Source organism: Pseudomonas sp. Z2-11 (assembly GCF_054161305.1).
In genome coordinates this window covers 4,979,469-5,004,305 of the sequence record NZ_CP096395.1, presented here as the reverse complement: position 1 = coordinate 5,004,305, position 24,837 = coordinate 4,979,469, and the positions used below count along the sequence as shown (strand labels likewise).

The 24,837-nt window shown below is 60.6% G+C and carries 24 protein-coding genes; 14 read left to right on the top strand and 10 right to left on the bottom strand.

The window, feature by feature from the left end:
- Positions 1–30: 30 nt before the first annotated feature.
- Positions 31–357, bottom strand: coding sequence for a hypothetical protein (locus tag M1E16_RS22205; RefSeq protein ID WP_458128382.1), 327 nt, complete (start codon positions 355–357; stop codon positions 31–33).
- 237 nt (positions 358–594) lie between these two features.
- On the opposite strand from M1E16_RS22205, the gene M1E16_RS22200 reads away from it, so the two are divergent.
- On the top strand, positions 595–666 hold the full coding sequence (locus M1E16_RS22200; protein ID WP_458130362.1) for a hypothetical protein: 72 nt from the start codon (positions 595–597) through the stop codon (positions 664–666).
- A 55-nt stretch (positions 667–721) separates the two neighbouring features.
- Here M1E16_RS22200 and M1E16_RS22195 read toward each other — a convergent pair whose 3' ends face one another.
- A complete protein-coding gene (locus tag M1E16_RS22195) occupies positions 722–1,456 on the bottom strand; it encodes a hypothetical protein (protein WP_434601760.1) in 735 nt (244 codons plus the stop codon).
- A 240-nt stretch (positions 1,457–1,696) separates the two neighbouring features.
- On the opposite strand from M1E16_RS22195, the gene M1E16_RS22190 reads away from it, so the two are divergent.
- Entirely contained in the window at positions 1,697–3,073 is a 1,377-nt protein-coding gene (locus tag M1E16_RS22190; protein WP_458128381.1) for a multicopper oxidase family protein, read from the top strand.
- The gene (gene tadA / locus M1E16_RS22185) at positions 3,073–3,570 is read left to right on the top strand and encodes a tRNA adenosine(34) deaminase TadA (RefSeq protein ID WP_458128380.1); all 498 of its coding nucleotides are present in this window, start codon (positions 3,073–3,075) and stop codon (positions 3,568–3,570) included. Before M1E16_RS22190 ends, tadA begins: the two co-directional genes overlap by 1 nt.
- 204 nt (positions 3,571–3,774) lie before the next feature.
- On the opposite strand, the gene cmoB is transcribed toward tadA, so the two are convergent.
- The 7 genes from cmoB to M1E16_RS22150 form a co-directional block, all read right to left on the bottom strand.
- Positions 3,775–4,731 carry a tRNA 5-methoxyuridine(34)/uridine 5-oxyacetic acid(34) synthase CmoB gene (gene cmoB, locus M1E16_RS22180; RefSeq protein ID WP_458128379.1) on the bottom strand — a complete coding sequence of 319 codons (957 nt, stop codon included), beginning with the start codon at positions 4,729–4,731 and terminating at the stop codon, positions 3,775–3,777.
- Positions 4,728–5,471, bottom strand: coding sequence for a carboxy-S-adenosyl-L-methionine synthase CmoA (gene cmoA / locus M1E16_RS22175; protein ID WP_458128378.1), 744 nt, complete (start codon positions 5,469–5,471; stop codon positions 4,728–4,730). The genes cmoB and cmoA overlap by 4 nt, the downstream gene beginning before the upstream one ends.
- 156 nt (positions 5,472–5,627) lie before the next feature.
- The gene (locus M1E16_RS22170; protein WP_434572015.1) at positions 5,628–6,020 is read right to left on the bottom strand and encodes a protease inhibitor I42 family protein; all 393 of its coding nucleotides are present in this window, start codon (positions 6,018–6,020) and stop codon (positions 5,628–5,630) included.
- A 209-nt stretch (positions 6,021–6,229) separates the two neighbouring features.
- Positions 6,230–8,644 (bottom strand): endopeptidase La, encoded by a 2,415-nt coding sequence (lon, locus tag M1E16_RS22165; protein ID WP_458128377.1) that lies wholly within the window; start codon positions 8,642–8,644, stop codon positions 6,230–6,232.
- Positions 8,645–8,792: 148 nt separating this feature from the next.
- A complete protein-coding gene (locus M1E16_RS22160) occupies positions 8,793–10,106 on the bottom strand; it encodes an MFS transporter (RefSeq protein ID WP_458128376.1) in 1,314 nt (437 codons plus the stop codon).
- Between the two features lie 408 nt (positions 10,107–10,514).
- On the bottom strand, positions 10,515–11,753 hold the full coding sequence (locus tag M1E16_RS22155) for an HlyC/CorC family transporter (RefSeq protein ID WP_434601754.1): 1,239 nt from the start codon (positions 11,751–11,753) through the stop codon (positions 10,515–10,517).
- 12 nt (positions 11,754–11,765) lie between these two features.
- Entirely contained in the window at positions 11,766–12,578 is an 813-nt protein-coding gene (locus M1E16_RS22150) for a cytochrome C assembly family protein (RefSeq protein WP_305499026.1), read from the bottom strand.
- A 206-nt stretch (positions 12,579–12,784) separates the two neighbouring features.
- Here M1E16_RS22150 and ffh point away from each other — a divergent pair, with 206 nt between their 5' ends.
- The 11 genes from ffh to M1E16_RS22095 all read left to right on the top strand — a co-directional run bounded on the left by ffh (position 12,785) and on the right by M1E16_RS22095 (position 23,301).
- Positions 12,785–14,161 carry a signal recognition particle protein gene (ffh, locus tag M1E16_RS22145; RefSeq protein WP_135843856.1) on the top strand — a complete coding sequence of 459 codons (1,377 nt, stop codon included), beginning with the start codon at positions 12,785–12,787 and terminating at the stop codon, positions 14,159–14,161.
- A gap of 250 nt (positions 14,162–14,411) precedes the next feature.
- Positions 14,412–14,663, top strand: coding sequence for a 30S ribosomal protein S16 (rpsP, locus tag M1E16_RS22140; protein WP_003185073.1), 252 nt, complete (start codon positions 14,412–14,414; stop codon positions 14,661–14,663).
- A 4-nt stretch (positions 14,664–14,667) separates the two neighbouring features.
- Positions 14,668–15,204 carry a ribosome maturation factor RimM gene (gene rimM, locus M1E16_RS22135; protein WP_458128375.1) on the top strand — a complete coding sequence of 179 codons (537 nt, stop codon included), beginning with the start codon at positions 14,668–14,670 and terminating at the stop codon, positions 15,202–15,204.
- Positions 15,186–15,959 (top strand): tRNA (guanosine(37)-N1)-methyltransferase TrmD, encoded by a 774-nt coding sequence (trmD, locus tag M1E16_RS22130; RefSeq protein ID WP_434572025.1) that lies wholly within the window; start codon positions 15,186–15,188, stop codon positions 15,957–15,959. The genes rimM and trmD overlap by 19 nt, the downstream gene beginning before the upstream one ends.
- Positions 15,960–16,004: 45 nt before the next feature.
- Complete coding sequence (gene rplS / locus M1E16_RS22125; protein ID WP_305499028.1) at positions 16,005–16,355, top strand: 50S ribosomal protein L19; 351 nt, start codon at positions 16,005–16,007, stop codon at positions 16,353–16,355.
- Positions 16,356–16,481: 126 nt separating this feature from the next.
- The gene (gene xerD, locus M1E16_RS22120; RefSeq protein ID WP_434696896.1) at positions 16,482–17,378 is read left to right on the top strand and encodes a site-specific tyrosine recombinase XerD; all 897 of its coding nucleotides are present in this window, start codon (positions 16,482–16,484) and stop codon (positions 17,376–17,378) included.
- 301 nt (positions 17,379–17,679) lie between these two features.
- A complete protein-coding gene (locus tag M1E16_RS22115; protein ID WP_305499030.1) occupies positions 17,680–18,411 on the top strand; it encodes a DsbC family protein in 732 nt (243 codons plus the stop codon).
- Positions 18,412–18,542: 131 nt separating this feature from the next.
- Positions 18,543–19,847: a homoserine dehydrogenase gene (locus M1E16_RS22110; protein WP_434696897.1), complete on the top strand. Its 1,305-nt coding sequence runs from the start codon at positions 18,543–18,545 to the stop codon at positions 19,845–19,847.
- Between the two features lie 102 nt (positions 19,848–19,949).
- Entirely contained in the window at positions 19,950–21,359 is a 1,410-nt protein-coding gene (gene thrC, locus M1E16_RS22105; RefSeq protein ID WP_458128374.1) for a threonine synthase, read from the top strand.
- A 118-nt stretch (positions 21,360–21,477) separates the two neighbouring features.
- A complete protein-coding gene (locus tag M1E16_RS22100; RefSeq protein WP_458130361.1) occupies positions 21,478–22,848 on the top strand; it encodes a transporter substrate-binding domain-containing protein in 1,371 nt (456 codons plus the stop codon).
- 165 nt (positions 22,849–23,013) lie between these two features.
- Positions 23,014–23,301, top strand: a complete 288-nt coding sequence (locus tag M1E16_RS22095) for a DUF3509 domain-containing protein (protein WP_458128373.1) — start codon at positions 23,014–23,016, stop codon at positions 23,299–23,301.
- 323 nt (positions 23,302–23,624) lie between these two features.
- Here the strand turns inward: M1E16_RS22095 and M1E16_RS22090 are convergent, their stop codons facing one another.
- A complete protein-coding gene (locus M1E16_RS22090; RefSeq protein ID WP_434628615.1) occupies positions 23,625–24,824 on the bottom strand; it encodes a CaiB/BaiF CoA transferase family protein in 1,200 nt (399 codons plus the stop codon).
- Positions 24,825–24,837: the final 13 nt, after the last annotated feature.

The following is a 24,837-nucleotide window of genomic DNA, read 5'->3' as shown; positions in this document are numbered from 1 at the left end:
CGGATTGGATGGCAACGGCTGGCTTAGCTATTAGAGAAATCGTGATCGAATCAAGTCCGTATCGAACGGCGTTACCCCCTGATGAAGCGCAAATACCGCCTGTGCCTGTTGTGGCGAAGCCACCCGTTCTCCTCGGGCTCGTGCATGTAAATCGAACAGCGTCTCCAAATCCGGACGTGGCGTATGCACCAAGGCCCGCAGCATCAACGATATCCCACTCAGGTTGTTCTGAACGTTGTTCCACCGCGGAGATGACGTGAGCCCCAGATCGGCCCAAATCACGCGCCGCTCCTGCAAGTCCATCACGAATGGCAGGCAGATCCCGGTATCGGATGCGATATCGAGACGGTCGATCACGGATCGCGAAAAGGAGCCCGCTATTTTTTGACATTCAAGGAGCCGCCTTCTGCGCATCGTGTTGATTGGCTGCAGGCCAGAGGCAACTATCCGCTTACCGGGAACGTATTGGATGTGGCCTAGGTGGCGTTTCAGGTCAGCGTGGCGAAAGAAGGCCGGTGAATGCCTGGCATGGCTTTCAAAGAGCTGGAGGCTTTGGTTGGGAGACAGTCCTGAACTCGTCAACGAATCGAAGGCGTGTCTCGCGTGAGATACGAGGTGTCGAGCAAGCCGCCGACGACGATTGACTGGGAGTGTTTTGAACGGTAGTCGCTAGCAAAAAAGCAAAGGCCCGGATGATGCGGGCCTTTTGCGTCCCGGGGGGTCAGATGTTCGGTTTGGCCGCCTTGGATTTTTCTTCCTCCAGTTTCCTGGCCTGTTCCGCCTTTGCTTGCGTCTCTTTGGCATTCAACTGGTCATACATGCTCTTGACATCGGTTACGCTCAGAGAGAACTCACGCACCATCTTGTCCTGATCAGGTTGTGAATAAGCCATGATCAGAAGGCTGCACTCGGATGGGAAGTTTTGTGGTGCAGGGAAGGAAACGCCAGGAATATGCATATTGCTAAAGTGCACCTGCGCGCAAGGACCAATGCCACGGTCGTTAAAGACTTGGTCTACACCCTTATACAGCTTGCCGTTTCGGTCAAACTCCCAGTACATGACTTCTCCCATCTGGGAATTGCGGAACGAGGTCGGGCCGAATTTTTCGGTCAGCGATGCCACCAGATTGTCGAGTGGGATACGCGACCCTTCTTCGTAGTGCTTCATATGCCCGACAAACCATACCTTGCCAGCATCGTCTTGAAGCGCGGCAAACTGGTCGGCTTGGGCAAGAGTCTTGTTGGTCACGGCTGTCACGCCGGCCTCGGTGCCATCGACAGTTTTCAGCGGGCTGATCGTATAGGCCTGGTTGGCTTTCATGATCGCATCTTTGGCTTCTTCCAGAGTCGAGCCAAGGGCGACACCCGAAATATCGGTGGGAACCGCCGCGAAAGCTGTGGATACGGCAAATGCCAGGGTTGCAGACAGAGTGATGCAAGCGCCAATTTTGCTCATGAATAAATCCCTTTGTATGAAAGATACCGTGCGGTCCCGCTTAGACCGGTATCCGAACATTTTCCGGTGGGACGAAGCAACACAAATCCATTGCCTGGACATCAAGTTTGAAAAAGGGGTTCATCGCCCGAGCGCGTCCCGCGACAATCCTTCACTTAATCTTTCTCAATTGCAGGTGTATCGTATTCGCCTTTTCCGGGCCCCGCCGGCCCGTCGCAGATTCAAGAGGTAGTCGCGTTCATGTCTTTTACCCGTCGCCAAATACTCGGTGGCCTGGCCGGTCTTGTTGTCGTTGGCGTAGGTGCGGGAGGCGCGTCGCGGTATTGGTTGGGCAAGATGGCCGATTCAGAGGCCGGTCACGACTATGAATTGATCGCGGCGCCGCTGGACATGGAGCTGGTGGCCGGGCACAAGACCCAGGCCTGGGCTTTTGGCCCTTCGGCGCCGGGTACCGAGCTGCGGGTGCGCCAGGGCGAGTGGTTGCGGGTTCGCTTCATCAATCATTTGCCGGTCGCGACGACCATTCACTGGCACGGTATCCGTTTGCCACTGGAGATGGACGGCGTACCGTATGTCTCGCAACTGCCGGTGTTGCCAGGCGAGTACTTCGATTACAAATTCCGCGTGCCGGATGCCGGCAGCTATTGGTATCACCCGCACGTCAACAGCAGCGAGGAGCTCGGACGCGGGCTGGTGGGGCCGCTGATCATCGAAGAGCGTGAGCCTACCGGCTTCAAATACGAGCAGACGTTGAGCCTCAAGAGTTGGCATGTGGACGAGCAGGGCGAGTTCGTCGCGTTCAGCATCCCTCGCGAGGCGGCGCGTGGCGGCACGGCCGGGCGGCTGTCGACGATCAACGGCGTGCCCCAGGCGGTGATTGATTTGCCGGCCGGGCAGATTACCCGGGTGCGTTTGCTGAACCTCGACAACACGCTGACTTACCGCATCAATATCCCCGGCGTTGAAGCGCAGATCTATGCGCTGGACGGTAACCCCATCGAGCCGCGCCCGTTGGGCAAGGAGTACTGGCTGGGCCCGGGTATGCGCATCTGCCTGGCGATCAAGGCGCCGCCGGCCGGTGAAGAGTTGTCGTTGCGCAATGGCCCGGTGCGCCTGGGGACGCTGCGTTCGGTGCCCAACAGTGACGCACCGACCCAGTGGCCGCCGGCGTTGCCGCCTAACCCGGTGGCCGAGCCGGACCTGGCCAATGCGCAGAAACTCAACTTCAATTTCGAATGGGTCGGTTCGGTCTCGGTCAATGTCGACAATGGCAAGCCGCCGAGCCTGTGGCAAATCAATGGCAAGGCCTGGGATATCACCGACAAGACCTGCGCCGATCGGCCGATTGCCACGCTGAAGAAAGGCCAGAGCTATATATTCGAATTGAAGAACATGACCCAGTACCAGCACCCGATCCATCTGCACGGCATGAGCTTCAAGGTGATTGCGTCGAACCGGCACAAGGTCATTCCGTATTTCACCGACACCTACCTGCTGGGCAAGAACGAGCGGGCACAGGTGGCGCTGGTGGCGGATAATCCCGGCGTGTGGATGTTCCACTGCCATGTGATCGATCATATGGAAACCGGCCTGATGGCCGCCATCGAGGTGGCGTGATGCGCCAGATTCGTCCCGCGCGGATCATCGACCGCAGCCGCGACCAGGATTTCATGCGTGAGGCCCTGGCCCTCGCCGCCCAAGGCGCCGCGCTGGGCGAAGTACCGGTGGGCGCGGTGCTGGTGCAGGACGGTGAGATCATCGGGCGTGGCTTCAACTGCCCGATCAGTGGCCACGACCCCAGCGCCCACGCGGAGATGGTCGCCATCCGCGCCGCTGCCCAGGCGGTGAACAACTATCGCCTGCCCGGCAGCACGCTGTATGTGACGCTGGAACCGTGCAGCATGTGCGCCGGCCTCATCGTCCACTCACGCGTCGCCCGGGTCGTCTACGGGGCGCTGGAGCCCAAGGCTGGGATCGTGCAGAGCCAGGGGCAGTTTTTCAGCCAGGGATTCTTGAATCATCGAGTGATGTTCGAGGGCGGGGTGTTGGCGGAGGAGTGCAGCGCGGTGTTGAGCGAGTTTTTCAAGGCCAGGCGAGCCAGATCCCAAAATTGAACACACAACCCTGTGGCGAGGGAGCTTGCTCCCGCTCGGCTGCGCAGCAGTCGTAAAACCTGCTAACCGGTTTTTCCAGGTGCATCGTGGTGAAGGGGCGGGGGCTGCTGCGCAGCCCAGCGGGAGCAAGCTCCCTCGCCACGATGATAAGCAAGCCTTTAGAGCCCATTGCTCCCTACTAGGGTGTCGTGTTGCTTGGGCTGTTTACTTACGCGCCACAATCACCGCCCGCATCGGCGCCGGCAGTCCTTCGATGGTTTTACTGTGGTCCGCAGGATCGAGGAAATCGCTCAGTGACTGGTACTTCATCCACTCGGTGCTGCGCTGTTCCTCCACGGTCGTCAGGCTGACGTCCACGCAACGCACATCGCTGAACCCGGCGCGGCGCAGCCAGCGCTCAAGGGCGGGGACCGACGGTAGGAACCAGACGTTGCGCATCTGCGCGTAGCGGTCCTCGGGCACCAGCACCTGGTGTTCGTCGCCTTCGATCACCAATGTTTCGAGCACCAGCTCACCGCCTTTTACCAGGCAGTCCTTCAAGGCCAACAGATGCTCTATCGGCGAGCGGCGGTGGTAGAAGACGCCCATGGAGAAGACCGTGTCAAAACCTTCCAGCTCCGGCGGCAGGGCTTCGAATGGGAACGGCAGGTGCCAGGCGTTGGGCTGTGACAGGTAGCGCTGCACCGCCTGGAACTGGCAGAAGAACAGCCAGTTCGGGTCGACGCCAATCACCGTGTCCGCGCCGGCACCGAGCATCCGCCACATGTAGTAGCCGTTGCCGCAGCCGACATCGAGGATGCGCTTGCCCTTGAGGTCCAGGTGCGGGGCGACGCGTGACCATTTCCAGTCCGAGCGCCATTCGGTGTCCACGTGCACGCCAAACAGATCGAACGGGCCCTTGCGCCACGGAGAAAGACCCATCAGCGCGGTACGCATCTGGGCGTGGGTTTCGTCAGAGCAATCTGCGTCCAGCGTCAGCCCGTTCAGCAGATCCACGGTGGTGGGCTGCAAGGCCGGCAGCGCATCGAGGGCGCTTTGCCAACGCTCCAGGTCGCCGTGGCCCTTTTCCATTTTGATATCGAGCTGCGTTTGCAGCGTCGCGGCCCAGTCGGCCAGGGGCGTGCCGGCCAGATGGCGGGCGAGGGGGGACAGATCAATCATGGCAAGGCAATCAACGAGGCGAAGTTAAGACACTGGAACCACGGCACGACTTTCGAGAAGCCGGCCGCCAGCAGGCGCTCGCGGTGTTCTTCGAGGCTGTCGGGCTTCATGACGTTTTCGATGGCGCTGCGTTTCTGAGCAATTTCCAGTTCGCTGTAGCCGTTGGCGCGCTTGAACGCCACGTGCAGGTCGGTCAGCAGGGTATGTTCCTCGGCATCGTTGAAGCGCAGTTTTTCCGAGAGGATCAAGGCGCCGCCGGGCAGCAAGGACTGACGGATACGGGTCAGCAACGCGGTGCGTTCTTCGGGTGCGATGAATTGCAGCGTGAAGTTCAACGCCACCACCGAGGCCGGCTGGAACGCCAGCGCAAGGATGTCGCCTTCGATCACCTCCACCGGCAACAGCTCCTGGAACATCGAGTCCTGGCCGTTGAGGTATTCGCGGCAGCGCTCGACCATCGCCGCCGAGTTATCCACCGCGATCACCCGGCAACCGTCGGTGCGCACATGACGGCGCAGCGCCTGGGTCACGGCGCCCAGGGACGAACCGAGGTCATACAGCACGCTATTGGGCTGGGCGAACTGCGCGGCGAGCACGCCGAGGTTCTCGACGATGGTCGGGTAGCCTGGCACCGAGCGCTTGATCATGTCCGGGAACACTCGAACCACGTCTTCATTGAAGGCGAAGTCGGGCACCTGGGCCAAGGGCTGGGCGAATAGGCGATCGGGTTCTTTGCTCACGACGGTTCCGGCGGCAGGGATAGTGAAAAGGCCGGCATTTTAACCAAAAAACCTGTGGGAGCGAGCTTGCTCGCTCGCACATTTAATCTCTGTTAGTGATGTTTTTGGAGGAGAAAGGTGGCCGCACCCATCAGCACGAGTATCAGCCAACCACGTTCAATTCACCGAAATGGCGCAGTCGAAGGTTTCCACAGGCGGTACTTCAGGCGCCCAGGGTTGTTGATACGTCAGGCGCAAGCGCCCAGTGCCGGCGTTGAATGCCTGGAAGCGCCAGGTTGACACCCCGGCGGCGCCGACGATGCCGGCGTCTTCCGGGTTGCGATAGACCTCCGGGCCCAACGCCTTCAACACGCCGCCGGCTGAATCCTGAACTGTCCATCGGTAGCCGGTGCTGGGGTTGGTCGGCAGGCTCAGGATCAGGTTCTGGCCGTTATTGAGCTGCACCGGGCATTGGCTAAGCTTCTCGACCGTCACGTTGTGTTTCGGTTGCATGGCACAGGCACTCAACAAGGCGAGGCTGACGGGTACGAGCAGGCGGGTGAGAGACATAAGGGCTCCGGCGTTCACGACGAACGGCGAGCATAACCGAAGATGCTACTTAGTGTGTCAGGTGAGGATGTGTTGATGCCGGAGGCCCTTCGCGAGCAGGCTCACTCCCACAGTGGATTTGTGTCGTTCACCTGATTCGTGATCCACACCGATTCCCCTGTGGGAGCGAGCCTGCTCGCGAAGGCGCCAGCACAGGCACTACAGGACCGTCAGAACAACACCTTCGCCACATCCGCAAACCGCTTGGCAAAGTGCACCGTGACACCTTCCTTGAGGTAGTCCGGCAGTTCCTCGAAATTGCCCCGGTTGGCGTCCGGCAGGATCAATTCATTGATCTTCTGCCGACGCGCCGCGATGACTTTTTCGCGCACGCCGCCAATCGGCAGGACATGCCCGGTAAGGGTCAGTTCACCGGTCATGGCCACGCCTTTTTTCGGCGGCTGGTTACGCGCCAGGGACAGCAGGGCGCTGGCCATGGTCACGCCGGCACTCGGGCCGTCCTTGGGCGTGGCGCCTTCCGGTACGTGCAGGTGAACAAAAGCCTCATCGAAAAACTTCGGATCACCGCCAAATTGCTTCAGGTGCGAACTGACGTAGCTGTGGGCAATTTCAGCCGATTCCTTCATGACTTCGCCCAGCTGCCCGGTGAGCTTGAAGCCGCGATTGAGCGTGTGGATACGCGTTGCCTCGATCGGCAGGGTCGCGCCGCCCATGCTGGTCCAGGCCAGGCCGGTGATCACGCCAATGCCGGACAGCACCTGCTCATTGCGAAATACCGGTTTGCCCAGGGACGCCTCGAGATCCTTCGGCCCGAGTTTGATCACGGCTTTCGGCTCGTCGATCAGCTTCATCACCGCCTTGCGCACCAGTTTGCCCAGCTGTTTTTCCAACTGACGGACGCCGGCCTCCCGGGCATAACCGTCGATCAGTGCCTTGAGGGCGCTGTCGTTGATGCTCAGGCTGCCCTTGGAAACGCCGGCCTTGGCGAGTTGCTTGGGCCATAAGTGGCGCTTGGCGATGGCGACTTTTTCTTCGGTGATATAGCCCGACAGGCGAATCACTTCCATCCGATCCAGCAGCGGGCCGGGAATCGAGTCCAAAGTGTTCGCTGTGCACACGAAGAGCACTTTCGACAGGTCCAGGCGCATGTCCAGGTAATGGTCGAGGAATTCGACGTTCTGTTCCGGGTCGAGGGTTTCCAGCAGCGCGGAAGCCGGGTCGCCCTGGTAGCTCTGGCCCATCTTGTCGATTTCGTCGAGCATGATCACCGGGTTCATCACTTCGACGTCCTTGAGCGCCTGCACCAGCTTGCCCGGCTGGGCGCCGATGTAGGTGCGTCGGTGGCCCTTGATTTCGGCCTCGTCGCGCATGCCGCCGACACTGAAACGATAGAACGGCCGCCCGAGGGATTCGGCAATGGACTTGCCGACGCTGGTCTTGCCCACACCCGGAGGGCCAACCAGCAAAACGATCGAACCGCTGATCTCGCCTTTATAGGCGCCCACCGCGAGGAATTCCAGGATGCGGTCCTTGATGTCGTCCAGGCCGGCGTGGTGCTGGTCGAGAATCTTGCGGGCGTGCTTGAGGTCAAGTTTGTCCTGGCCATACACGCCCCACGGCACCGATGTTGCCCAATCGAGGTAATTACGCGTAACGGCGTATTCCGGCGAGCCGGTTTCCAGGATCGAGAGCTTGTTCATTTCCTCTTCGATGCGTTTCTGTGCCTGGGCCGGCAGCACCTTGCCCTCCAGGCGCTGTTCGAATTGTTCCAGGTCGGCGCTGCGGTCGTCCTTGGTCAAGCCCAGCTCCTGCTGGATGACCTTGAGTTGTTCCTTTAGAAAGAACTGGCGCTGATGTTCGCCGATCTTGCTGTTGACCTCGGCGGAAATCTCTTTCTGCAGCCGCGCCACTTCGACTTCCTTGCGCAGCATCGGCAGGACTTTTTCCATGCGCTTGAGCATCGGCACGCAATCGAGCACTTCCTGCAATTCGCTGCCGGTGGCGGAGGTGAGCGCGGCGGCAAAGTCGGTCAACGGCGAAGGGTCGTTGGGGCTGAAGCGGTTGAGGTAGTTCTTCAGCTCTTCGCTGTACAGCGGGTTGAGCGGCAGCAGTTCCTTGATCGCATTGATCAGCGCCATGCCGTAGGCCTTGACCTCGTCGGTCGGCTCGCTTGGCTGATGCGGGTATTCGACTTCCACCAGGTACGGCGGGCGATGGTGCTTGAGCCAGGTGCGAATGCGCACGCGGGTCAGGCCCTGGGCAACGAACTGCAATTTGCCGGCCTCACGGCTGGCGTGGTGGACCTTCACCAGTGTGCCGTACAGCGGCAGTTTCGAGGTGTCGAAGTGGCGCGGGTCTTCCTGGGGCGTGTCCATGAAGAACAACGCCAGGGAATGGTGATCGGACTTGGCCACCAGCTCCAGGGTCTCGGCCCACGGTTCTTCGTTGACGATGACCGGCAGTACCTGGGCCGGGAAGAACGGACGATTGTGGATCGGGATGATGTAGACCTTGTCCGGCAGGCTCTGGCCGGGCAGGGCCAGGCCCGTACCGGAAACGGTGTGTTCGATCTGTTCGGCGTCTGCGTATTCGTCGTTTGCTTCAGTCGAGTGCTGGTCGCTCATGGGGCACCTGCGCAATGGAGTATGGGTCTTAGATGGGGCAGGTGAGGGGTTGTTTCAATGCTGGATAATTGTCAGGGGTTATTTCAATGGTCTGCGTTCAGGCTGGCGACAGGTTGATGTGGCGAGGGAATGGTCCCTCGCCACCGCGTCAACCGATGCGATTCAAGTCGTTATGACGCGTTTCCTTAAGGCACAGTACCGCGATAACGCTGAGCACCGCCGCTGCGGAAACGTATCCACCGACGTAGCTCAGGCCGCCCATCGCCACCAGTTTCTGGGCGAAGAACGGTGCCGCCGACGCGCCGACGATGCCGCCCAGGTTGTAGGCCGCCGACGCGCCGGTGTAGCGCACGTGTGTGGGAAACAGCTCCGGCAGCAACGCACCCATGGGGGCGAAAGTCACGCCCATCAGGAACAGTTCGATGCACAGGAACAATGCCACGCCGGCGGTGGAACCGTGGGTCAGCAACGGTTCCATGAGGAAACCCGAGGCAATCGCCAGGACGCCGCCGATAACCAGTACCGGCTTGCGCCCGTAGCGATCGCTGGCCCAGGCCGATAGCGGCGTGGCAGCGGCCATGAACAGCACGGCAAAGCACAGCAGGCCGAGGAAGGTCTCGCGGCTGTAACCGAGGGTGGACACGCCATAGCTCAGGGAAAATACCGTCGAGATGTAGAACAGGGCGTAACACACCACCATCGCGGCCGCGCCGAGCAATGTTGGCGCCCAATACTGGCTGAACAGCTCGACCAAGGGGATTTTCACCCGTTCCTGACGGGCCACCGCGTTGGCGAAGACCGGCGTTTCATGGAGCTTGAGACGCACATAAAGGCCAACGATGACCAGGGCGGCGCTCAGCAGGAACGGAATTCGCCAGCCCCAGGAGCGGAACTGCTCGTCGTCGAGGGTCATGGCCAGGGTCAGGAACAATCCGTTGGCCGCCAGGAAGCCGATGGAGGGGCCCAGTTGGGGGAACATGCCAAACCAGGCGCGCTTGCCTTTCGGGGCGTTCTCGGTGGCGAGCAACGCCGCGCCGCCCCATTCACCGCCCAGCCCCAGGCCCTGGCCGAAACGCAGCAGGCACAGGAGAATCGGCGCCCACGCGCCAATGCTGGCATAGCCGGGCAGCACGCCGATGAGTGTGGTGCACACGCCCATCAACAGCAGCGACGCCACCAGGGTGGACTTGCGCCCGATCCGGTCGCCGAAATGGCCGAACAGCGCCGAGCCCAGCGGCCGGGCGAGGAAGGCGATGCCGAACGTCAGGAAGGACGACAGCATCTGTGCCGTGCCCGAGGTTTGCGGAAAGAATACCGGCCCGATCACCAGGGCGGCAGCGGTCGCGTAGACGTAGAAATCGTAGAACTCGATGGCGGTGCCGATGAAACTCGCGGTTGCCACGCGGGTGGCCGAGTTGGTCGGTTGGTTCGCCACGGCGTCATTGCAAGTGATGGTGGTCATGCGGTTATCCCTGACAGTCATGTGCTCCGTTGGAGCGAATTATTATGGTCGAACACCCAGGGATGTGGGTTGGGGCGCTGTCGCTGTTTCGGGTAGGAACAGTCGCAGGGTTACAGCGGATATTGCCGGTGGACTGCCCGGAACGGTCTGAGTGCCGGGTAAGCACTGGGTTCGGGCGGGGCTGGGTAAGCGGGTTGAGTATAGGAAGGGGGCTAACGAGTCGACAAGAGAGCCTGCGCACAATATTGAAGTGTGTGCTGAGCTTTTGTGGCGAGGGAGCTTGCTCCCGCTGGGCTGCGCAGCGGCCCTGAAACCTGAGCACTCGGTGTGTCAGGCAGGTTGGGGTGGATGCTTTGGGGCTGCTGCGCCGCCCAGCGGGAGCAAGCTCCCTCGCCACGGGTACGGCGGTTAGATAACCACCGGCACCGAGCTGTTATGCCACACCAGCACCTGGCTGACGCGGTTGTCGACGGTCTCGATGATTTCCAGCCGGTAGCGGCCGATCTTCAGGCAGACCGGACTTTCGGGGATGGTTTCCAGCGCTTCGGTGACCAGGCCGTTGAGCGTCTTGGGACCATCGCAAGGCAGGTGCCAGCCGAGGGTCTTGTTCAACTCGCGGATCGACGCCGCGCCCTCGATCATCAGGCGGCCATCGGGCTGGGGATGGACATGAGGATTGTCGAGGCTGTGCTCGCTTTCGAACTCGCCGACGATTTCCTCGAGGATGTCTTCCAGGGTCACGATGCCCAGTACTTCACCGTATTCATCCACCACCATGCCCAGGCGTCGCTGCTGCTTGTGGAAGTTGAGCAACTGCAGTTGCAGCGGCGTGCTCTCGGGGACGAAGTAAGGCTCGTGGCAAGCGCTCAGCAGCGCTTCCTTGGTCAGGCTCGCGTCCGCCAGCAGGTGGCGGATCTGGCGAGTGTTGAGCACCGCTTCGACCTGGTTGATGTCGCTGTGGAACACCGGCAGGCGGGTCCGACGGTTCAGGCGCAGCTGTTCGATGATTTCGCCGATAGGGTCGTCGAGGTTGATCCCGTCCACCTCGCTGCGGGGCACGAGGATGTCGTTGACGGTGATGTTGTCCAGCGCGTGGATGCCGGATACCGGATGGACCCGGCCGCTGTGTTCCTGTTCATGCTCAGCGCGCGGCGGTGCGGGCATCTCATCGTCGCTGTGCTGGACAGCGCCGGTCTTGCGGGCAAACGGGCGCAGCAGCAACTGACTGAAACCGTTGAGCAACCAGGCGGCCGGATAGACAATTTTCAGCGGCAGGGCGAGCAAGCTGTTGCCCAGGCCCAGCACCGCGTCGGGGTAGCGGGTCGCCAGGGTGCGAGGCAGGTAGTCGGCAAAAACCAGCAAGGCCGCGCTGGTGCCGAGCCAGGCCAGCCACGGGCCGTTTTCCAGCCAGGCAAAAATCGCCAGCCAGGTGCCGATTACCACGGCCAGCGCACGACAGAGGGTGTTGCCCAGGATCAGGCTGGCGATAGGGAAGTTCAGCTTCGCCAGTGGCTTGTCGCCAGAGCGCGACGCTTTGCGTTGCGCGAGCAGATACTGTTGGGCCGCTTCGATGGCCGTGAACAGCGCCGACCAGAGGATCAGCACGACCATTACCGCAAACAATGGCCCCAAGGGCAGCCTATCCATCAGTGTCGTCCGTCAGACATGCAGGATGTATTCGCGGACCAGCTTGCTGCCGAAGTAGGCGAGCATCAGCAGGCAGAATCCGGCCAGGGTCCAGCGAATTGCCTTGTGGCCCCGCCAGCCGAGACGATTACGCCCCCACAGCAGCACACTGAACACGATCCACGCCAGGCACGCCAACAATGTCTTGTGCACCAGGTGTTGGGCGAACAGGTTTTCAACGAACAGCCAGCCGGAAATCAGCGACAGCGACAGCAGCGTCCAGCCGGCCCAGAGGAAACCGAACAGCAGGCTTTCCATCGTTTGCAGCGGCGGAAAGTTGCGGATCAGCCCGGACGGGTGCTTGTGCTTGAGCTGGTGGTCTTGCACCAGCAGCAGCAATGCCTGGAATACCGCGATGGTGAACAGGCCGTAGGCGAGGATCGACAACAGGATATGAGCGAGAATGCCTGGCTCTTCGTCGATGATCTGCACAGTACCCGACGGCGCGAACTGCGCCAGCAGCACCGTGGCCAGTCCCAGCGGGAACAGCAGCACCAGCAGGTTTTCCACGGGGATGCGCGAGCAGGCCAGCAGCGTCAGGGCAATCACGGCCACGGCAATCAGGCTGGCGGCATTGAAGAAGTCCAGGCCCAGGCCGATCGGCGTCATCAGGTGGGTGACAAGACTGGCCGCGTGGACAAGCACCGCCAGCACGCCGAGCGTGACCAGCAGGCGCTTGTTCGCCTTGGCGCCGGAGGCCAGGCGGGTGCCCTGATAGAAGGTCGCAGCGGCATAAAGACAAGCGGCGGCGAGGGAAGCAAGCAAGCTGGGTGACAAGGGGAGCATAAATCCTGTTAGGCAAGCCCGAAAGGCGCTGAGTTTGGCATAGAACCCCCACCGCACGAAAGACCACCGCAACCGACGGCGAGGTGTACGTCGCACGCTTCTTCGCTATAATCCGCGACCTGCCCACGCCGCAGGCTCGCCGAGCACATATTTCACGGTCTGGGCCGCCATTATCCCGGTCTTATCTGGGCCTGAAAGGATCGCGCATGTTTGAAAACCTAACCGACCGTCTCTCGCAGACGCTGCGCCATGTCACCGGCAAGGCGAAACTGACCGAAGACAACATCAAAGACACCCTGCGCGAAGTGCGCATGGCGTTGCTCGAAGCCGACGTCGCCCTGCCGGTGGTCAAGGACTTCGTCAATTCGGTGAAGGAACGCGCCGTCGGCACCGAAGTGTCGCGCAGCCTGACGCCGGGCCAGGCCTTCGTGAAGATTGTCCAGGCCGAACTCGAAAGCCTGATGGGCGCCGCCAACGAAGACCTGAACCTGAGCGCCGTGCCTCCGGCGGTCGTGCTGATGGCCGGCCTGCAGGGCGCGGGCAAGACCACCACTGCCGGCAAGCTGGCGCGCTTCCTTAAAGAGCGCAAGAAGAAGTCGGTGATGGTGGTGTCCGCGGACATCTATCGCCCGGCGGCTATCAAGCAGCTGGAAACCCTGGCCAACGACATCGGCGTGACGTTCTTTCCGTCCGACCTGAGCCAGAAGCCGGTGGACATTGCTCAGGCTGCTATAAAGGAAGCGAAGCTCAAGTTCATCGACGTGGTTATCGTCGACACCGCCGGTCGCCTGCACATCGATGAAGAGATGATGGGCGAGATCAAGGCACTGCACGCCGCGATCAACCCGGTGGAAACCCTGTTCGTGGTCGACGCCATGACCGGCCAGGATGCGGCCAACACGGCCAAGGCCTTCGGCGACGCACTGCCGCTGACCGGCGTGATCCTGACCAAGGTCGACGGCGATGCCCGTGGCGGTGCCGCGCTGTCCGTCCGCGCGATTACCGGCAAGCCGATCAAGTTTATCGGTATGGGCGAGAAGAGCGAGGCGCTCGAGCCGTTCCACCCCGAGCGTATCGCCTCGCGTATCCTCGGCATGGGCGACGTGCTCAGCCTGATCGAGCAGGCCGAACAGACCCTCGACAAGGACAAGGCCGACAAACTGGCCAAGAAGCTGAAGAAGGGCAAGGGCTTCGACCTCGAAGACTTCCGCGACCAGTTGCAACAGATGAAGAACATGGGCGGCCTCGGCGGCCTCATGGACAAACTGCCGAACATTGGTGGCGTGAACCTGGCGCAAATGGGCAATGCACAGGGCGCGGCCGAGAAGCAGTTCAAGCAGATGGAAGCCATTATCAACTCCATGACCCCGGCCGAGCGCCGCGACCCTGACCTGATCAGTGGTTCGCGCAAACGCCGTATCGCCATGGGTTCCGGCACGCAGGTGCAGGACATCGGCCGCTTGATCAAGCAACACAAGCAGATGCAGAAGATGATGAAGAAGTTCTCCGCCAAGGGCGGGATGGCCAAGATGATGCGCGGCATGGGCGGTATGTTGCCCGGCGGCGGTATGCCGAAAATGTAAAGAATCTGCGCCGGCTGTCATGTCGGCGTTGCCCCGCACGGATGCGGGGATCTCCAGCAAACCCGTGCTATGCGGGAGCTACCTGCCGTTTTTCATGACGGCTCTACGGCAAATCTTGATCGCACGGCGCCATGCGCCGGAAAAAGTCATTTGCAAAAGTCCGGATATTCCTTAGAATATGCGGCCTTTCGGGCACCTATGCCCGCTGTGCATTTAGATTTGCAGCACCGACTACAGGAACGATGTTCACATGCTAACAATCCGTCTTGCCCTTGGCGGCTCCAAAAAGCGCCCGTTTTACCACCTGACCGTAACCGACAGCCGCAATCCGCGTGACGGTTCCCACAAGGAACAGGTTGGTTTCTTCAACCCTGTTGCCCGTGGTCAGGAAATCCGTCTGTCTGTGAACCAAGAGCGCGTAGCCTACTGGCTGAGCGTTGGTGCACAGCCTTCTGAGCGTGTTGCTCAGTTGTTGAAGGAATCGGCTAAGGCTGCGGCCTGAGCATATGAACGCGACGCCAAAAGATGCTGATGATCTGATCGTTGTCGGCAAGATCTATTCTGTTCATGGCGTTCGCGGCGAAGTGAAGGTTTACTCCTTTACTGATCCGATCAAAAACCTGTTGGACTACAAAACCTGGACGCTCAAGCGCGAAGGTAGCGTGAAACAGGTTGAGCTGGTCAGCGGACGTGGGAACGACAAGTTCCTGGTCGCAAAGCTCAAAGGTCTCGATGATCGTGAAGAAGCGCGTCTTCTGGCCGGTTATGAGATCTGCGTGCCGCGCAACCTGTTCCCTGAACTGACCGACGGCGAGTACTACTGGTACCAGCTTGTAGGTCTGAAGGTCGTCGACCACCTCGGGCAACTGCTCGGGAAGATCGATCACCTGCTCGAGACCGGTTCGAACGATGTCATGGTGGTAAAGCCTTGCGTCGGCAGCCTGGATGATCGCGAACGCCTGTTGCCCTATACCGAGCAATGCGTGTTGGCCGTTGACCTGGCAGCAGGCGAGATGAAGGTGGAATGGGATGCGGATTTCTAGACGTGGCTAATCTGCGCGTTGAAGTCATCACGTTGTTTCCCGAGATGTTTTCCGCCATCAGCGAGTACGGCATAACCAGCCGCGCGGTGAAACAGGAGCTGTTGCAGCTCACTTGTTGGAATCCGCGGGACTACACCACGGATCGACATCACACTGTGGACGATCGCCCGTTTGGCGGTGGTCCGGGCATGGTGATGAAGATCAAGCCCCTGGAAGATGCACTGGTTCAGGCCAGGACGGCAGCCGGGGAGGGTGCGAAGGTGATCTACCTGTCGCCCCAAGGCCGTCAGCTGACTCAGTCGGCGGTACGCGAGCTGGCGAAATCGGATGCATTGATCCTGATTGCCGGCCGTTACGAAGGCATTGACGAGCGTTTCATTGAAGCTCATGTCGATGAAGAGTGGTCGATTGGCGACTATGTACTGTCTGGCGGCGAGCTGCCGGCGATGGTCCTGATCGATGCGGTTACACGACTGCTGCCTGGAGCTTTAGGGCATGCGGATTCCGCCGAGGAAGATTCCTTTACGGATGGTCTGCTGGATTGCCCGCACTACACCCGACCGGAGGTGTATGCGGATCAGCGTGTTCCCGACGTGTTGCTAAGTGGCAACCACGCGCACATCCGGCGTTGGCGTTTACAGCAGTCCCTTGGTCGGACCTATGAACGACGCGCCGATCTTCTGGAAAGCCGCTCGCTTTCTGGAGAAGAGAAGAAGCTGCTCGAGGAATACATCCGCGAGCGGGACGATAGTTAACAACGTATCGATGGTAAGTCCGATGACTTGCCTTAGGAGCACAGCATGACTAACAAAATCATCCTTGCACTCGAAGCAGAGCAGATGACCAAAGAAATCCCTCCCTTTGCCCCGGGCGACACCATTGTCGTTCAGGTGAAAGTGAAGGAAGGCGACCGTGCACGTCTGCAAGCGTTCGAAGGCGTTGTTATCGCCAAGCGTAACCGCGGCGTAAACAGTGCATTCACCGTTCGTAAAATCTCCAACGGTGTTGGCGTAGAGCGTACTTTCCAGACCTACAGCCCGCAGATCGACAGCATGGCTGTGAAGCGTCGCGGTGACGTGCGTAAAGCCAAGCTGTACTACCTGCGTGACCTGTCCGGTAAAGCAGCTCGCATCAAGGAAAAACTGGCTTAAGTCCAGCTTCCGATGCAAAAAAAGCAGCCTGCGGGCTGCTTTTTTGTTGCCTGCGATTTGGTCTTTGCGCACCCTGCATGGCTTCATTCTCATTCGTAGCCGTGTGCGCCCGTCCCAAGAGTCTTTATGCCTGCCATCGATCACCCGCTGATAGACCAGTTTCTCGATGCCCTGTGGCTGGAGAAGGGGTTGTCCGATAACACCCGCGATGCCTATCGCAGCGACCTCGCCCTGTTCCACGGCTGGCTCCAGGAAAACAACCTGGAGCTGGCCAATGCCGGGCGGGAGTTGATCCTCGATCATCTGGCGTGGCGCCTGGAGCAGAACTACAAGCCGCGCTCTACTGCCCGGTTTCTCTCTGGCTTGCGTGGGTTCTATCGTTATTTGTTGCGGGAAAAGCTGATCGCGGTGGACCCGACCTTGCGCGTGGAAATGCCGCAACTGGGGCGTCCGCTGCCCAAATCCCTGTCGGAAGCGGACGTCGAGGCGCTGCTGGCGGCACCGGACCTCAGCGACCCCATCGGTCAGCGCGACCGGGCCATGCTGGAAGTGCTGTACGCCTGTGGCTTGCGGGTCACTGAACTGATCAGCCTGACGCTGGAACAAGTGAACCTGCGCCAGGGCGTGTTGCGGGTGATGGGCAAGGGCAGCAAGGAGCGCCTGGTTCCGATGGGCGAAGAAGCGATCGTCTGGGTCGAGCGCTACATGCGCGATGCCCGTCATGACTTGCTGGGCGGGCGTCCCAGCGACGTGCTGTTTCCCAGCCTGCGCGGCGAGCAGATGACCCGCCAGACTTTCTGGCACCGCATCAAGCACCAGGCCAAGGTGGCCGGGATCAACAAATCGCTCTCGCCCCACACGCTGCGCCATGCCTTCGCCACGCACCTGCTCAATCACGGCGCCGACCTGCGGGTGGTGCAGATGCTGCTGGGGCATAGCGACCTGTCCACCACCCAGATCTATACCCATGTGGCCCGGGCGCGGTTGCAGGAGTTGCATGCCAGGCACCATCCGCGCGGCTGAATGAACACCCGCTTTTGTGGCGAGGGAGCTTGCTCCCGCTGGGCGCGAAGCGCCCCAATGCAGCAGCCGCGATCTTCCCTGAGAGCGGAGTGACTCCATTTGCGACTGCTGCGCAGCCGAGCGGGAGCAAGCTCCCTCGCCACAGGGGACCTGGTACACCGACATCGTGTGTTGTCTTGCGACAGGTGAATTCGGCCATACGGGCCTTATGTGGTAGGCTTTCCCGGTTTGCACAGTGGGCGGCTGGAACCCGAATCTCTGCCTCGGTGTCCCCGCCTATTTGTTTGCCTCAGGAGTCCTCATGCGTTTGATCCAGATGTTCACCGCCGCCGCCATTGCGTTGGCCAGTACCTTTGCCATCGCCGATGACGCGGCCGACCAGGCGATCCGCAAAAGCCTCGCCAACCTCGAGCTTGAAGTGCCGATCGAGGCCATCTCCGCCAGCCCGATGTCCGGCCTGTATGAGGTCAAGCTGCAGGGCAGCCGTGTGCTGTATGCCAGCGCCGACGGTCAGTACATCGTCCAGGGCAACCTGTTCGCGCTCAAGGACGGCAAGCCGGTGAATCTCACCGAGATCACCGAGCGCCAAGGCATCTCCAAATTGATCAACGGTATCCCGGTCGCCGAAACCGTGGTCTACCCGGCGGTGGGCGAAACCAAGTCGCACATTACCGTGTTCACCGACACCACCTGCCCGTACTGCCACAAACTGCACGCCGAAGTGCCAGAGCTGAACAAGCGTGGCATCGAGGTGCGCTACGTGGCGTTCCCGCGTCAGGGCCTCGGCTCGCCGGGTGATGAGCAATTGCAGGCAGTCTGGTGCTCCAAGGACAAGAAAGCGGCCATGGACAAAATGGTCGACGGTAAGGAAATCAAAGCCGCCAAGTGCGAGAACCCGGTCTCCAAGCAGTTCGCCCTCGGCCAGTCCATTGGTGTGAACGGCACGCCGGCCATCGTTTTGGCCGATGGCCAGGTGATTCCGGGCTACCAGCCGGCGCCGCAAGTCGCCAAACTGGCCCTTGGGGCGAAATGATCGTGGCCAGTGCGCTGCAGAAGATCACGGCCTGGCGAAAATCTTTGCCGGGCCGTTAAACACAAAGTCGCGTTGCTGCGCGGCTGTATTCACGGCCGACCTTGTGTCGGCCGTTTCATGGGGAGTCAAGAGTGAATCCGGTCAAAGTAGGCATCTGTGGGTTAGGTACCGTCGGTGGCGGCACCTTCAACGTACTTCAGCGCAACGCCGAGGAAATTGCTCGTCGTGCCGGGCGTGGGATCGAAGTGGCACAAATTGCCATGCGCACGTCAAAGCCTCAGTTCCAGACGACCGGTATTGCGATTACCAACGATGTCTTCGAAGTGGCCACGAACCCTGAGATAGACATCGTGATAGAGCTGATGGGCGGCTATACCGTTGCCCGCGAGCTGGTACTCAAGGCCATCGAGAATGGCAAGCATGTGGTCACCGCGAACAAGGCGCTTATCGCCGTTCACGGCAATGAAATTTTCGCCAAGGCCCGCGAGAAGGGCGTGATCGTGGCTTTCGAGGCCGCCGTGGCCGGTGGTATCCCGGTGATCAAGGCGATTCGCGAAGGGCTGTCGGCCAACCGGATCAACTGGGTGGCCGGGATCATCAACGGCACCGGCAACTTCATCCTCACCGAGATGCGCGAGAAGGGCCGCACTTTTGAAGACGTGCTGGCCGAAGCCCAGGCGCTGGGCTACGCCGAGGCGGACCCGACGTTCGACGTCGAAGGCATTGATGCGGCGCACAAGCTGACGATCCTGGCGTCGATCGCCTTCGGTATTCCGCTGCAGTTCGACAAGGCCTACACCGAAGGCATCACCAAGCTGACCACCGCCGACGTGAACTACGCCGAGGCCCTGGGCTATCGCATCAAGCACCTGGGCGTGGCGCGCAGCACCGCCAGCGGCATCGAGTTGCGTGTGCATCCGACGCTGATCCCCGCCGATCGCCTGATCGCCAACGTCAACGGCGTGATGAACGCGGTAATGGTCAACGGCGACGCCGCCGGCTCGACCTTGTTCTATGGCGCTGGCGCTGGCATGGAGCCGACCGCTTCTTCGGTGGTTGCCGACCTGGTGGACGTGGTTCGCGCCATGACATCCGACCCGGAAAATCGCGTGCCGCACCTGGCGTTCCAGCCGGACTCGCTGTCGGACCACCCGATTCTTCCGATCGAAGCGTGCGAAAGTGCCTACTACCTGCGTATCCAGGCGAAGGATCATCCAGGGGTGTTGGCCCAGGTTGCCAGCATTCTTTCGGAACGCGGCATCAACATCGAGTCGATCATGCAGAAGGAAGTCGAGGAGCACGACGGCCTGGTGCCGATGATCCTGCTGACCCACCGCGTGGTCGAGCAACGCATCAACGATGCGATCGCAGCGTTGGAGGCGCTTCAGGGAGTCGTTGGCCCGGTGGTCCGTATCCGCGTCGAGCATTTGAACTAAGCAGCTACAAGCTTCAAGCTGCAAGCTCCAAGTAAAAGCAGATCCGCTTTTACTTGGAGCTTGTAGCTTACAGCTCGCAGCTCAAACCGAAGGTTTGCCCCTATGCGCTATATCAGTACCCGCGGCCAGGCACCGGCCCTGAATTTCGAAGATGTCCTGCTGGCCGGCCTGGCCACGGACGGCGGCCTCTATGTGCCGGAGAACCTGCCGCGCTTCACCCAGGAAGAAATCGCTTCCTGGGCCGGCCTGCCGTATCACGAGCTGGCCTTCCGAGTGATGCGCCCGTTCGTCACAGGGAGCATTCCGGACGCTGATTTCAAGAAGATCCTGGAAGAGACATACGGCGTCTTTTCCCACAACGCTATCGCGCCGTTGCGTCAGCTCAACGGTAACGAATGGGTGATGGAGCTGTTCCACGGCCCGACCCTGGCCTTCAAGGATTTCGCCCTGCAATTGCTCGGCCGCCTGCTGGACTATGTGCTGCAAAAGCGTGGCGAGCGCGTGGTGATTGTGGGTGCCACCTCCGGCGACACCGGCTCGGCCGCCATCGAAGGTTGCAAGCATTGCGAGAACGTCGATATTTTCATCCTGCACCCGCACAACCGCGTCTCGGAAGTGCAGCGTCGGCAGATGACGACGATTTTCGGCGACAACATCCATAACATCGCCATCGAAGGCAACTTCGATGACTGCCAGGAAATGGTCAAGGCCAGCTTCGCCGACCAGAGCTTCCTCAAGGGCACCCGGCTGGTGGCGGTGAACTCGATCAACTGGGCGCGGATCATGGCCCAGATCGTCTATTACTTCCACGCGGCCCTGCAGTTGGGCGGCCCGGCCCGCTCGGTGGCGTTCTCGGTACCCACCGGCAATTTCGGCGATATCTTCGCCGGTTACCTGGCACGCAACATGGGGCTGCCGATCAACCAGTTGATCGTCGCCACCAACCGCAACGACATCCTGCACCGCTTCATGAGCGGTAACCAGTACGTCAAGGAAACCCTGCACGCCACGTTGTCGCCGTCGATGGACATCATGGTGTCGTCGAACTTCGAACGTTTGCTGTTTGACCTGCACGGGCGCAATGGCGCGGCGATTGCCGGCCTGATGGACAGCTTCCGCCAGGGCGGTGGTTTCAGCGTCGAGGCCGAGCGCTGGACCGAAGCCCGCAAGCTGTTCGACTCCCTGGCGGTGGATGACGCGCAGACCTGCGAAACCATCGCCGAAGTGTTCGAGCAGAGCGGTGAGTTGCTCGATCCGCACACCGCCATCGGGGTGCGAGCGGCGCGCGAATGCCGCCGCAGCCTGGATATCCCGATGGTCATCCTGGGCACCGCTCACCCGGTGAAGTTTCCAGAGGCCGTGGAGAAAGCTGGCGTAGGAAAAGCGCTTGAGCTGCCTGCACATCTTTCTGATTTGTTTGAGCGAGATGAGCGTTGCACCGTATTGCCTAATGATCTGAAGGCCGTGCAGGCCTTTGTCAGCCTGCATGGCAACCGCGGCAAACCGCTCTGATCGCTGGAAGCTGTCACATCTTGAAGCCCGTCTCCTGACGGGCTTCTTTGTTTCTGCATGCCAAACTGGCCGGGTTTCGCCCAAGGAAGGACGGGTGAGTTATCTCGAAGGAATGCAGATGCTATTCGTTAACCGATGCAAGCCGGCGTTGAGCTGGATGATGGGCCTGGCCCTGATGTACTGGACCCAATGGGGCGGCGCTGACCCGTCGACGACTCCCGGACAGTCACCGCTCGAAGCCGGCGAGAGACTGGTGCTCGACGCCCGGCAGCTGGACTGGATCAGGCAGAACCCGCGTGTCGTTGTGGCGTCGATGCAAATCCCGCTGTACCTGTTCAAGAATGCACAGGGGGAATGGAGCGGCCTGAACGCTGACATGCTCCATGCCATTGAGCAAATGACCGGACTTGAATTCATCCATCGGGAGTCGTTCTCTGCCGATCAATTGATAGAGATGCTGGAAAACGGCGAAGCTGACATGTCTAGTGTCCTGGCGATGAATGACGAGCGCCGGGCTGTGCTGAATTTCAGCCATGCGTTCGGCGGTTTCGACTGGGTATTCGTTGGCCGTGAGGGGGAGCCCGCGCTTCGTTCGCTGGATCAGTTGGCGGGCAAGGTGCTGGCGTTGCCGGCACGGCATGCCCTGGAAGCGGAAATCCGCCGCGAGCATCCGACCATAGCGCTGCGCACGGTGATGACCCCTGCCGAGGCAAGGGCGTTAGTGGAAAATAGCGTAGCCCATGCCACCATCGAAAGCGAAACCGCCGTGCACCTCTATCCTTCAGGGCAACTGCAGGTGGGGGGCAGTCTCGAAGGCATGTGGGAACCGGACTATCTCGCTGTACGGCAGGATTCCCAAACATTGCTGGAGATCCTCAACAAGGCGCTGGAAGCGTTTCCCGCCGAAGATATGCGCGCGCTACGTTTCAAGTGGTTCGCCGAGAAAACACTTGATCAGGAGCCGTCGTTCTGGTCACGCATCCCCCTGCAGGGCTATTGGTGTGTAATCGCGGCAGGGGTGTTCGGCCTGTTGTCGCTGCTCTGGAACCGCCGCTTGCAGGGCCAGATCGGACAGCGCCTCAAGGCCGAGACCGTACTCAACGACCAATTGACGTTCCAGCGCGCCTTGATGGATGCCATTCCCGATCCGATCTTCATTCGAGATCTCGAAGGGCGGCTGATCATGTGCAACAAAAGTTATGAGGAGCGGTTCGCGACTCGCTTCGAGAAGCTGCGAGGCACGTGTCTGACGGAGTCTGCGGCAATGCCGGCGGCGACCGCCGAACTGTTGCACGAGGAGCTGATGGAGCAGCTGCGAACCCGTCAGCCTCGGTTTGTCGAACGCCAGCTGATGTTGCGCGGTGGATTGCAGGACATCTATCACTGGTCGGTGCCCTTTTATGCCGCCGATGGCCGGTTGCGCGGTGTCCTGGGCGGTTGGATCGAGGTTGGACGCCGGAGGGATCGTTCCAAGCGGCTGCCGGCTTGATCGATTGCATCCGCTGAGGCTGATATCCAGCTGTCATATTGAACGCGCATGCTCGGTTGAACAGGTCGCCGTTGTGCCGGTTCGTTGCGCTGGCGAACTTTCCGCCGGGCCGCGGGGTCACTTAATGTGCAGTTGTTTTTTTTTTGACTATTGAAGGGTGATCGAATGGAAAGTATCAGCCTGTTGCTCAGTGAAGCCTTGAGCCCGTATCAGGTCACGCTCACGCCCTCCGGTACCAAAGGCGAATGCCTGGTAACGCTGAAGAATTCCTCGGGGGCCATCATGGTCGAACGGCTGTTCAACCAGGCCCAGCTGACCGACAAGCGCCAACTGACCGACGTGGTCGACGGCCTGCATCGCGATGTGCTGATTGCCGAGGGGCGGCTGGAGCCGTGTGTCATCGCGGCGTTACGTAACGTGGCGCGCGACAAGGTCATGCTTGCTGCCAATTGAGTGACATCCCGCGGGAACCTTCCTACGTTCTAGCGAGTCAGACTTTTTACCAACAAGAGCAAGCATTGTGCTCCGGTGCTTGTCGCTTGTTGTACGGACCTTTAAGGGTCACGTTTAACCCCGAGTTGTCTCCCCACTTCTCGGGGTTTCTTTTTGCCTGGTGTTTATGGCCACGGTGCTCTGCATCAGGCAAAACAGAACCCTTGTGGGAGCGAGCCTGCTCGCGAAAGCGGTTTGTCGGTCAATAGCAGGTTGACTGGTCTGATGCCTTCGCGAGCAGGCTCGCTCCCACCGTGGATCTTCAGCTATCCGAAGAATTTGCCTCAAACGGCGCCGTCGGTGCGCAGCCTGGCGACCTGTTGCGCATCGTAGCCAAGCTCACCGAGCACCTCTGCCGTGTGCTCACCCAATGCTGGCCCGACCCATTCGGCTGTTCCCGGTGTGTCGGAAAGCTTCGGTACGATCCCAGGCATCTTGAACGCCTTGCCATCCGGCAGCCTGGCTTGCAGGAACATCTCGCGGGCGAGAAATTGCGGGTCGCTGAACATGTCCTCGGCACTGAAGATCCGGCTCGCCGGCACGCCGGCCTGGTTCAACTGGTCGATGACGGCATCCAACGGCAGCGAGTTGACCCAGCGATCAATGACCCCATACAACTCGTCGCGGCGTTCGTCACGGCCATCGTTGCTGGCCAGCTGCGGGTCGTTCGCCAGGTCATCCCGGCCAATGACCTGCATGAAACGCTTGAAGATGGCGTCACCGTTGGCGCCGATCTGTACATGCTTGCCGTCGGCGCTGGTGTGGATGGACGACGGCGTGATACCAGGCATGATGTTGCCGGTGCGTTCGCGGATGAAACCGAACACGTCGAACTCCGGCACCATGCTTTCCATCATGGCGAAAATCGCTTCGTATAGCGCCACGTCCACCACCTGGCCGGTCCCGCCGTTGACCTCCCGATGACGCAAGGCCATCAGCGCGCCGATCACCCCCCAGAGCGCGGCGATCGAGTCGCCGATGGAGATACCGGTGCGCACCGGTGGGCGATCCTCGAAGCCGGTGATGTAGCGCAGGCCTCCCATCGACTCACCGACGGCGCCGAACCCGGGCTGATCCTTCATCGGCCCGGTCTGGCCGAAGCCTGATAGCCGGACCATGACCAGCTTCGGATTCAGTGCGTGCAACACGTCCCAGCCCAGGCCGAGCTTTTCCAGCACGCCGGGGCGAAAGTTCTCGATCAGGATGTCGGCTTCGCCAAGCAGTTTTTTCAGGATCGCCAGGCCTTCGGGGTGCTTGAGGTTCAGCGTCACGGACTTTTTGTTGCGTGCCTGGACGAACCACCACAAGGACGTACCTTCATACAATTTGCGCCACTTGCGCAGCGGATCGCCGCCGTCCGGCGATTCGACCTTGATGACCTCCGCACCGAATTCACCGCAGATACGCGAGGCAAAAGGGCCGGCGATCAGCGTGCCGAGTTCGATGACCTTGACGCCGGCAAGAGGTTTGGCAGTAAGCGACATGACGGATCCTGTA

Coding starts and splice junctions, on each gene's coding strand:
- M1E16_RS22195 (WP_434601760.1), bottom strand. CDS start 1,456: ATGAGCAAAATTGGCGCTTGCATCACTCTGTCTGCAACCCTGGCATTT.
- M1E16_RS22190 (WP_458128381.1), top strand. CDS start 1,697: ATGTCTTTTACCCGTCGCCAAATACTCGGTGGCCTGGCCGGTCTTGTT.
- tadA (WP_458128380.1), top strand. CDS start 3,073: ATGCGCCAGATTCGTCCCGCGCGGATCATCGACCGCAGCCGCGACCAG.
- cmoB (WP_458128379.1), bottom strand. CDS start 4,731: ATGATTGATCTGTCCCCCCTCGCCCGCCATCTGGCCGGCACGCCCCTG.
- M1E16_RS22170 (WP_434572015.1), bottom strand. CDS start 6,020: ATGTCTCTCACCCGCCTGCTCGTACCCGTCAGCCTCGCCTTGTTGAGT.
- lon (WP_458128377.1), bottom strand. CDS start 8,644: ATGAGCGACCAGCACTCGACTGAAGCAAACGACGAATACGCAGACGCC.
- M1E16_RS22160 (WP_458128376.1), bottom strand. CDS start 10,106: ATGACCACCATCACTTGCAATGACGCCGTGGCGAACCAACCGACCAAC.
- M1E16_RS22155 (WP_434601754.1), bottom strand. CDS start 11,753: ATGGATAGGCTGCCCTTGGGGCCATTGTTTGCGGTAATGGTCGTGCTG.
- M1E16_RS22150 (WP_305499026.1), bottom strand. CDS start 12,578: ATGCTCCCCTTGTCACCCAGCTTGCTTGCTTCCCTCGCCGCCGCTTGT.
- ffh (WP_135843856.1), top strand. CDS start 12,785: ATGTTTGAAAACCTAACCGACCGTCTCTCGCAGACGCTGCGCCATGTC.
- rpsP (WP_003185073.1), top strand. CDS start 14,412: ATGCTAACAATCCGTCTTGCCCTTGGCGGCTCCAAAAAGCGCCCGTTT.
- rimM (WP_458128375.1), top strand. CDS start 14,668: ATGAACGCGACGCCAAAAGATGCTGATGATCTGATCGTTGTCGGCAAG.
- trmD (WP_434572025.1), top strand. CDS start 15,186: ATGGGATGCGGATTTCTAGACGTGGCTAATCTGCGCGTTGAAGTCATC.
- rplS (WP_305499028.1), top strand. CDS start 16,005: ATGACTAACAAAATCATCCTTGCACTCGAAGCAGAGCAGATGACCAAA.
- xerD (WP_434696896.1), top strand. CDS start 16,482: ATGCCTGCCATCGATCACCCGCTGATAGACCAGTTTCTCGATGCCCTG.
- M1E16_RS22115 (WP_305499030.1), top strand. CDS start 17,680: ATGCGTTTGATCCAGATGTTCACCGCCGCCGCCATTGCGTTGGCCAGT.
- thrC (WP_458128374.1), top strand. CDS start 19,950: ATGCGCTATATCAGTACCCGCGGCCAGGCACCGGCCCTGAATTTCGAA.
- M1E16_RS22100 (WP_458130361.1), top strand. CDS start 21,478: ATGCTATTCGTTAACCGATGCAAGCCGGCGTTGAGCTGGATGATGGGC.
- M1E16_RS22095 (WP_458128373.1), top strand. CDS start 23,014: ATGGAAAGTATCAGCCTGTTGCTCAGTGAAGCCTTGAGCCCGTATCAG.
- M1E16_RS22090 (WP_434628615.1), bottom strand. CDS start 24,824: ATGTCGCTTACTGCCAAACCTCTTGCCGGCGTCAAGGTCATCGAACTC.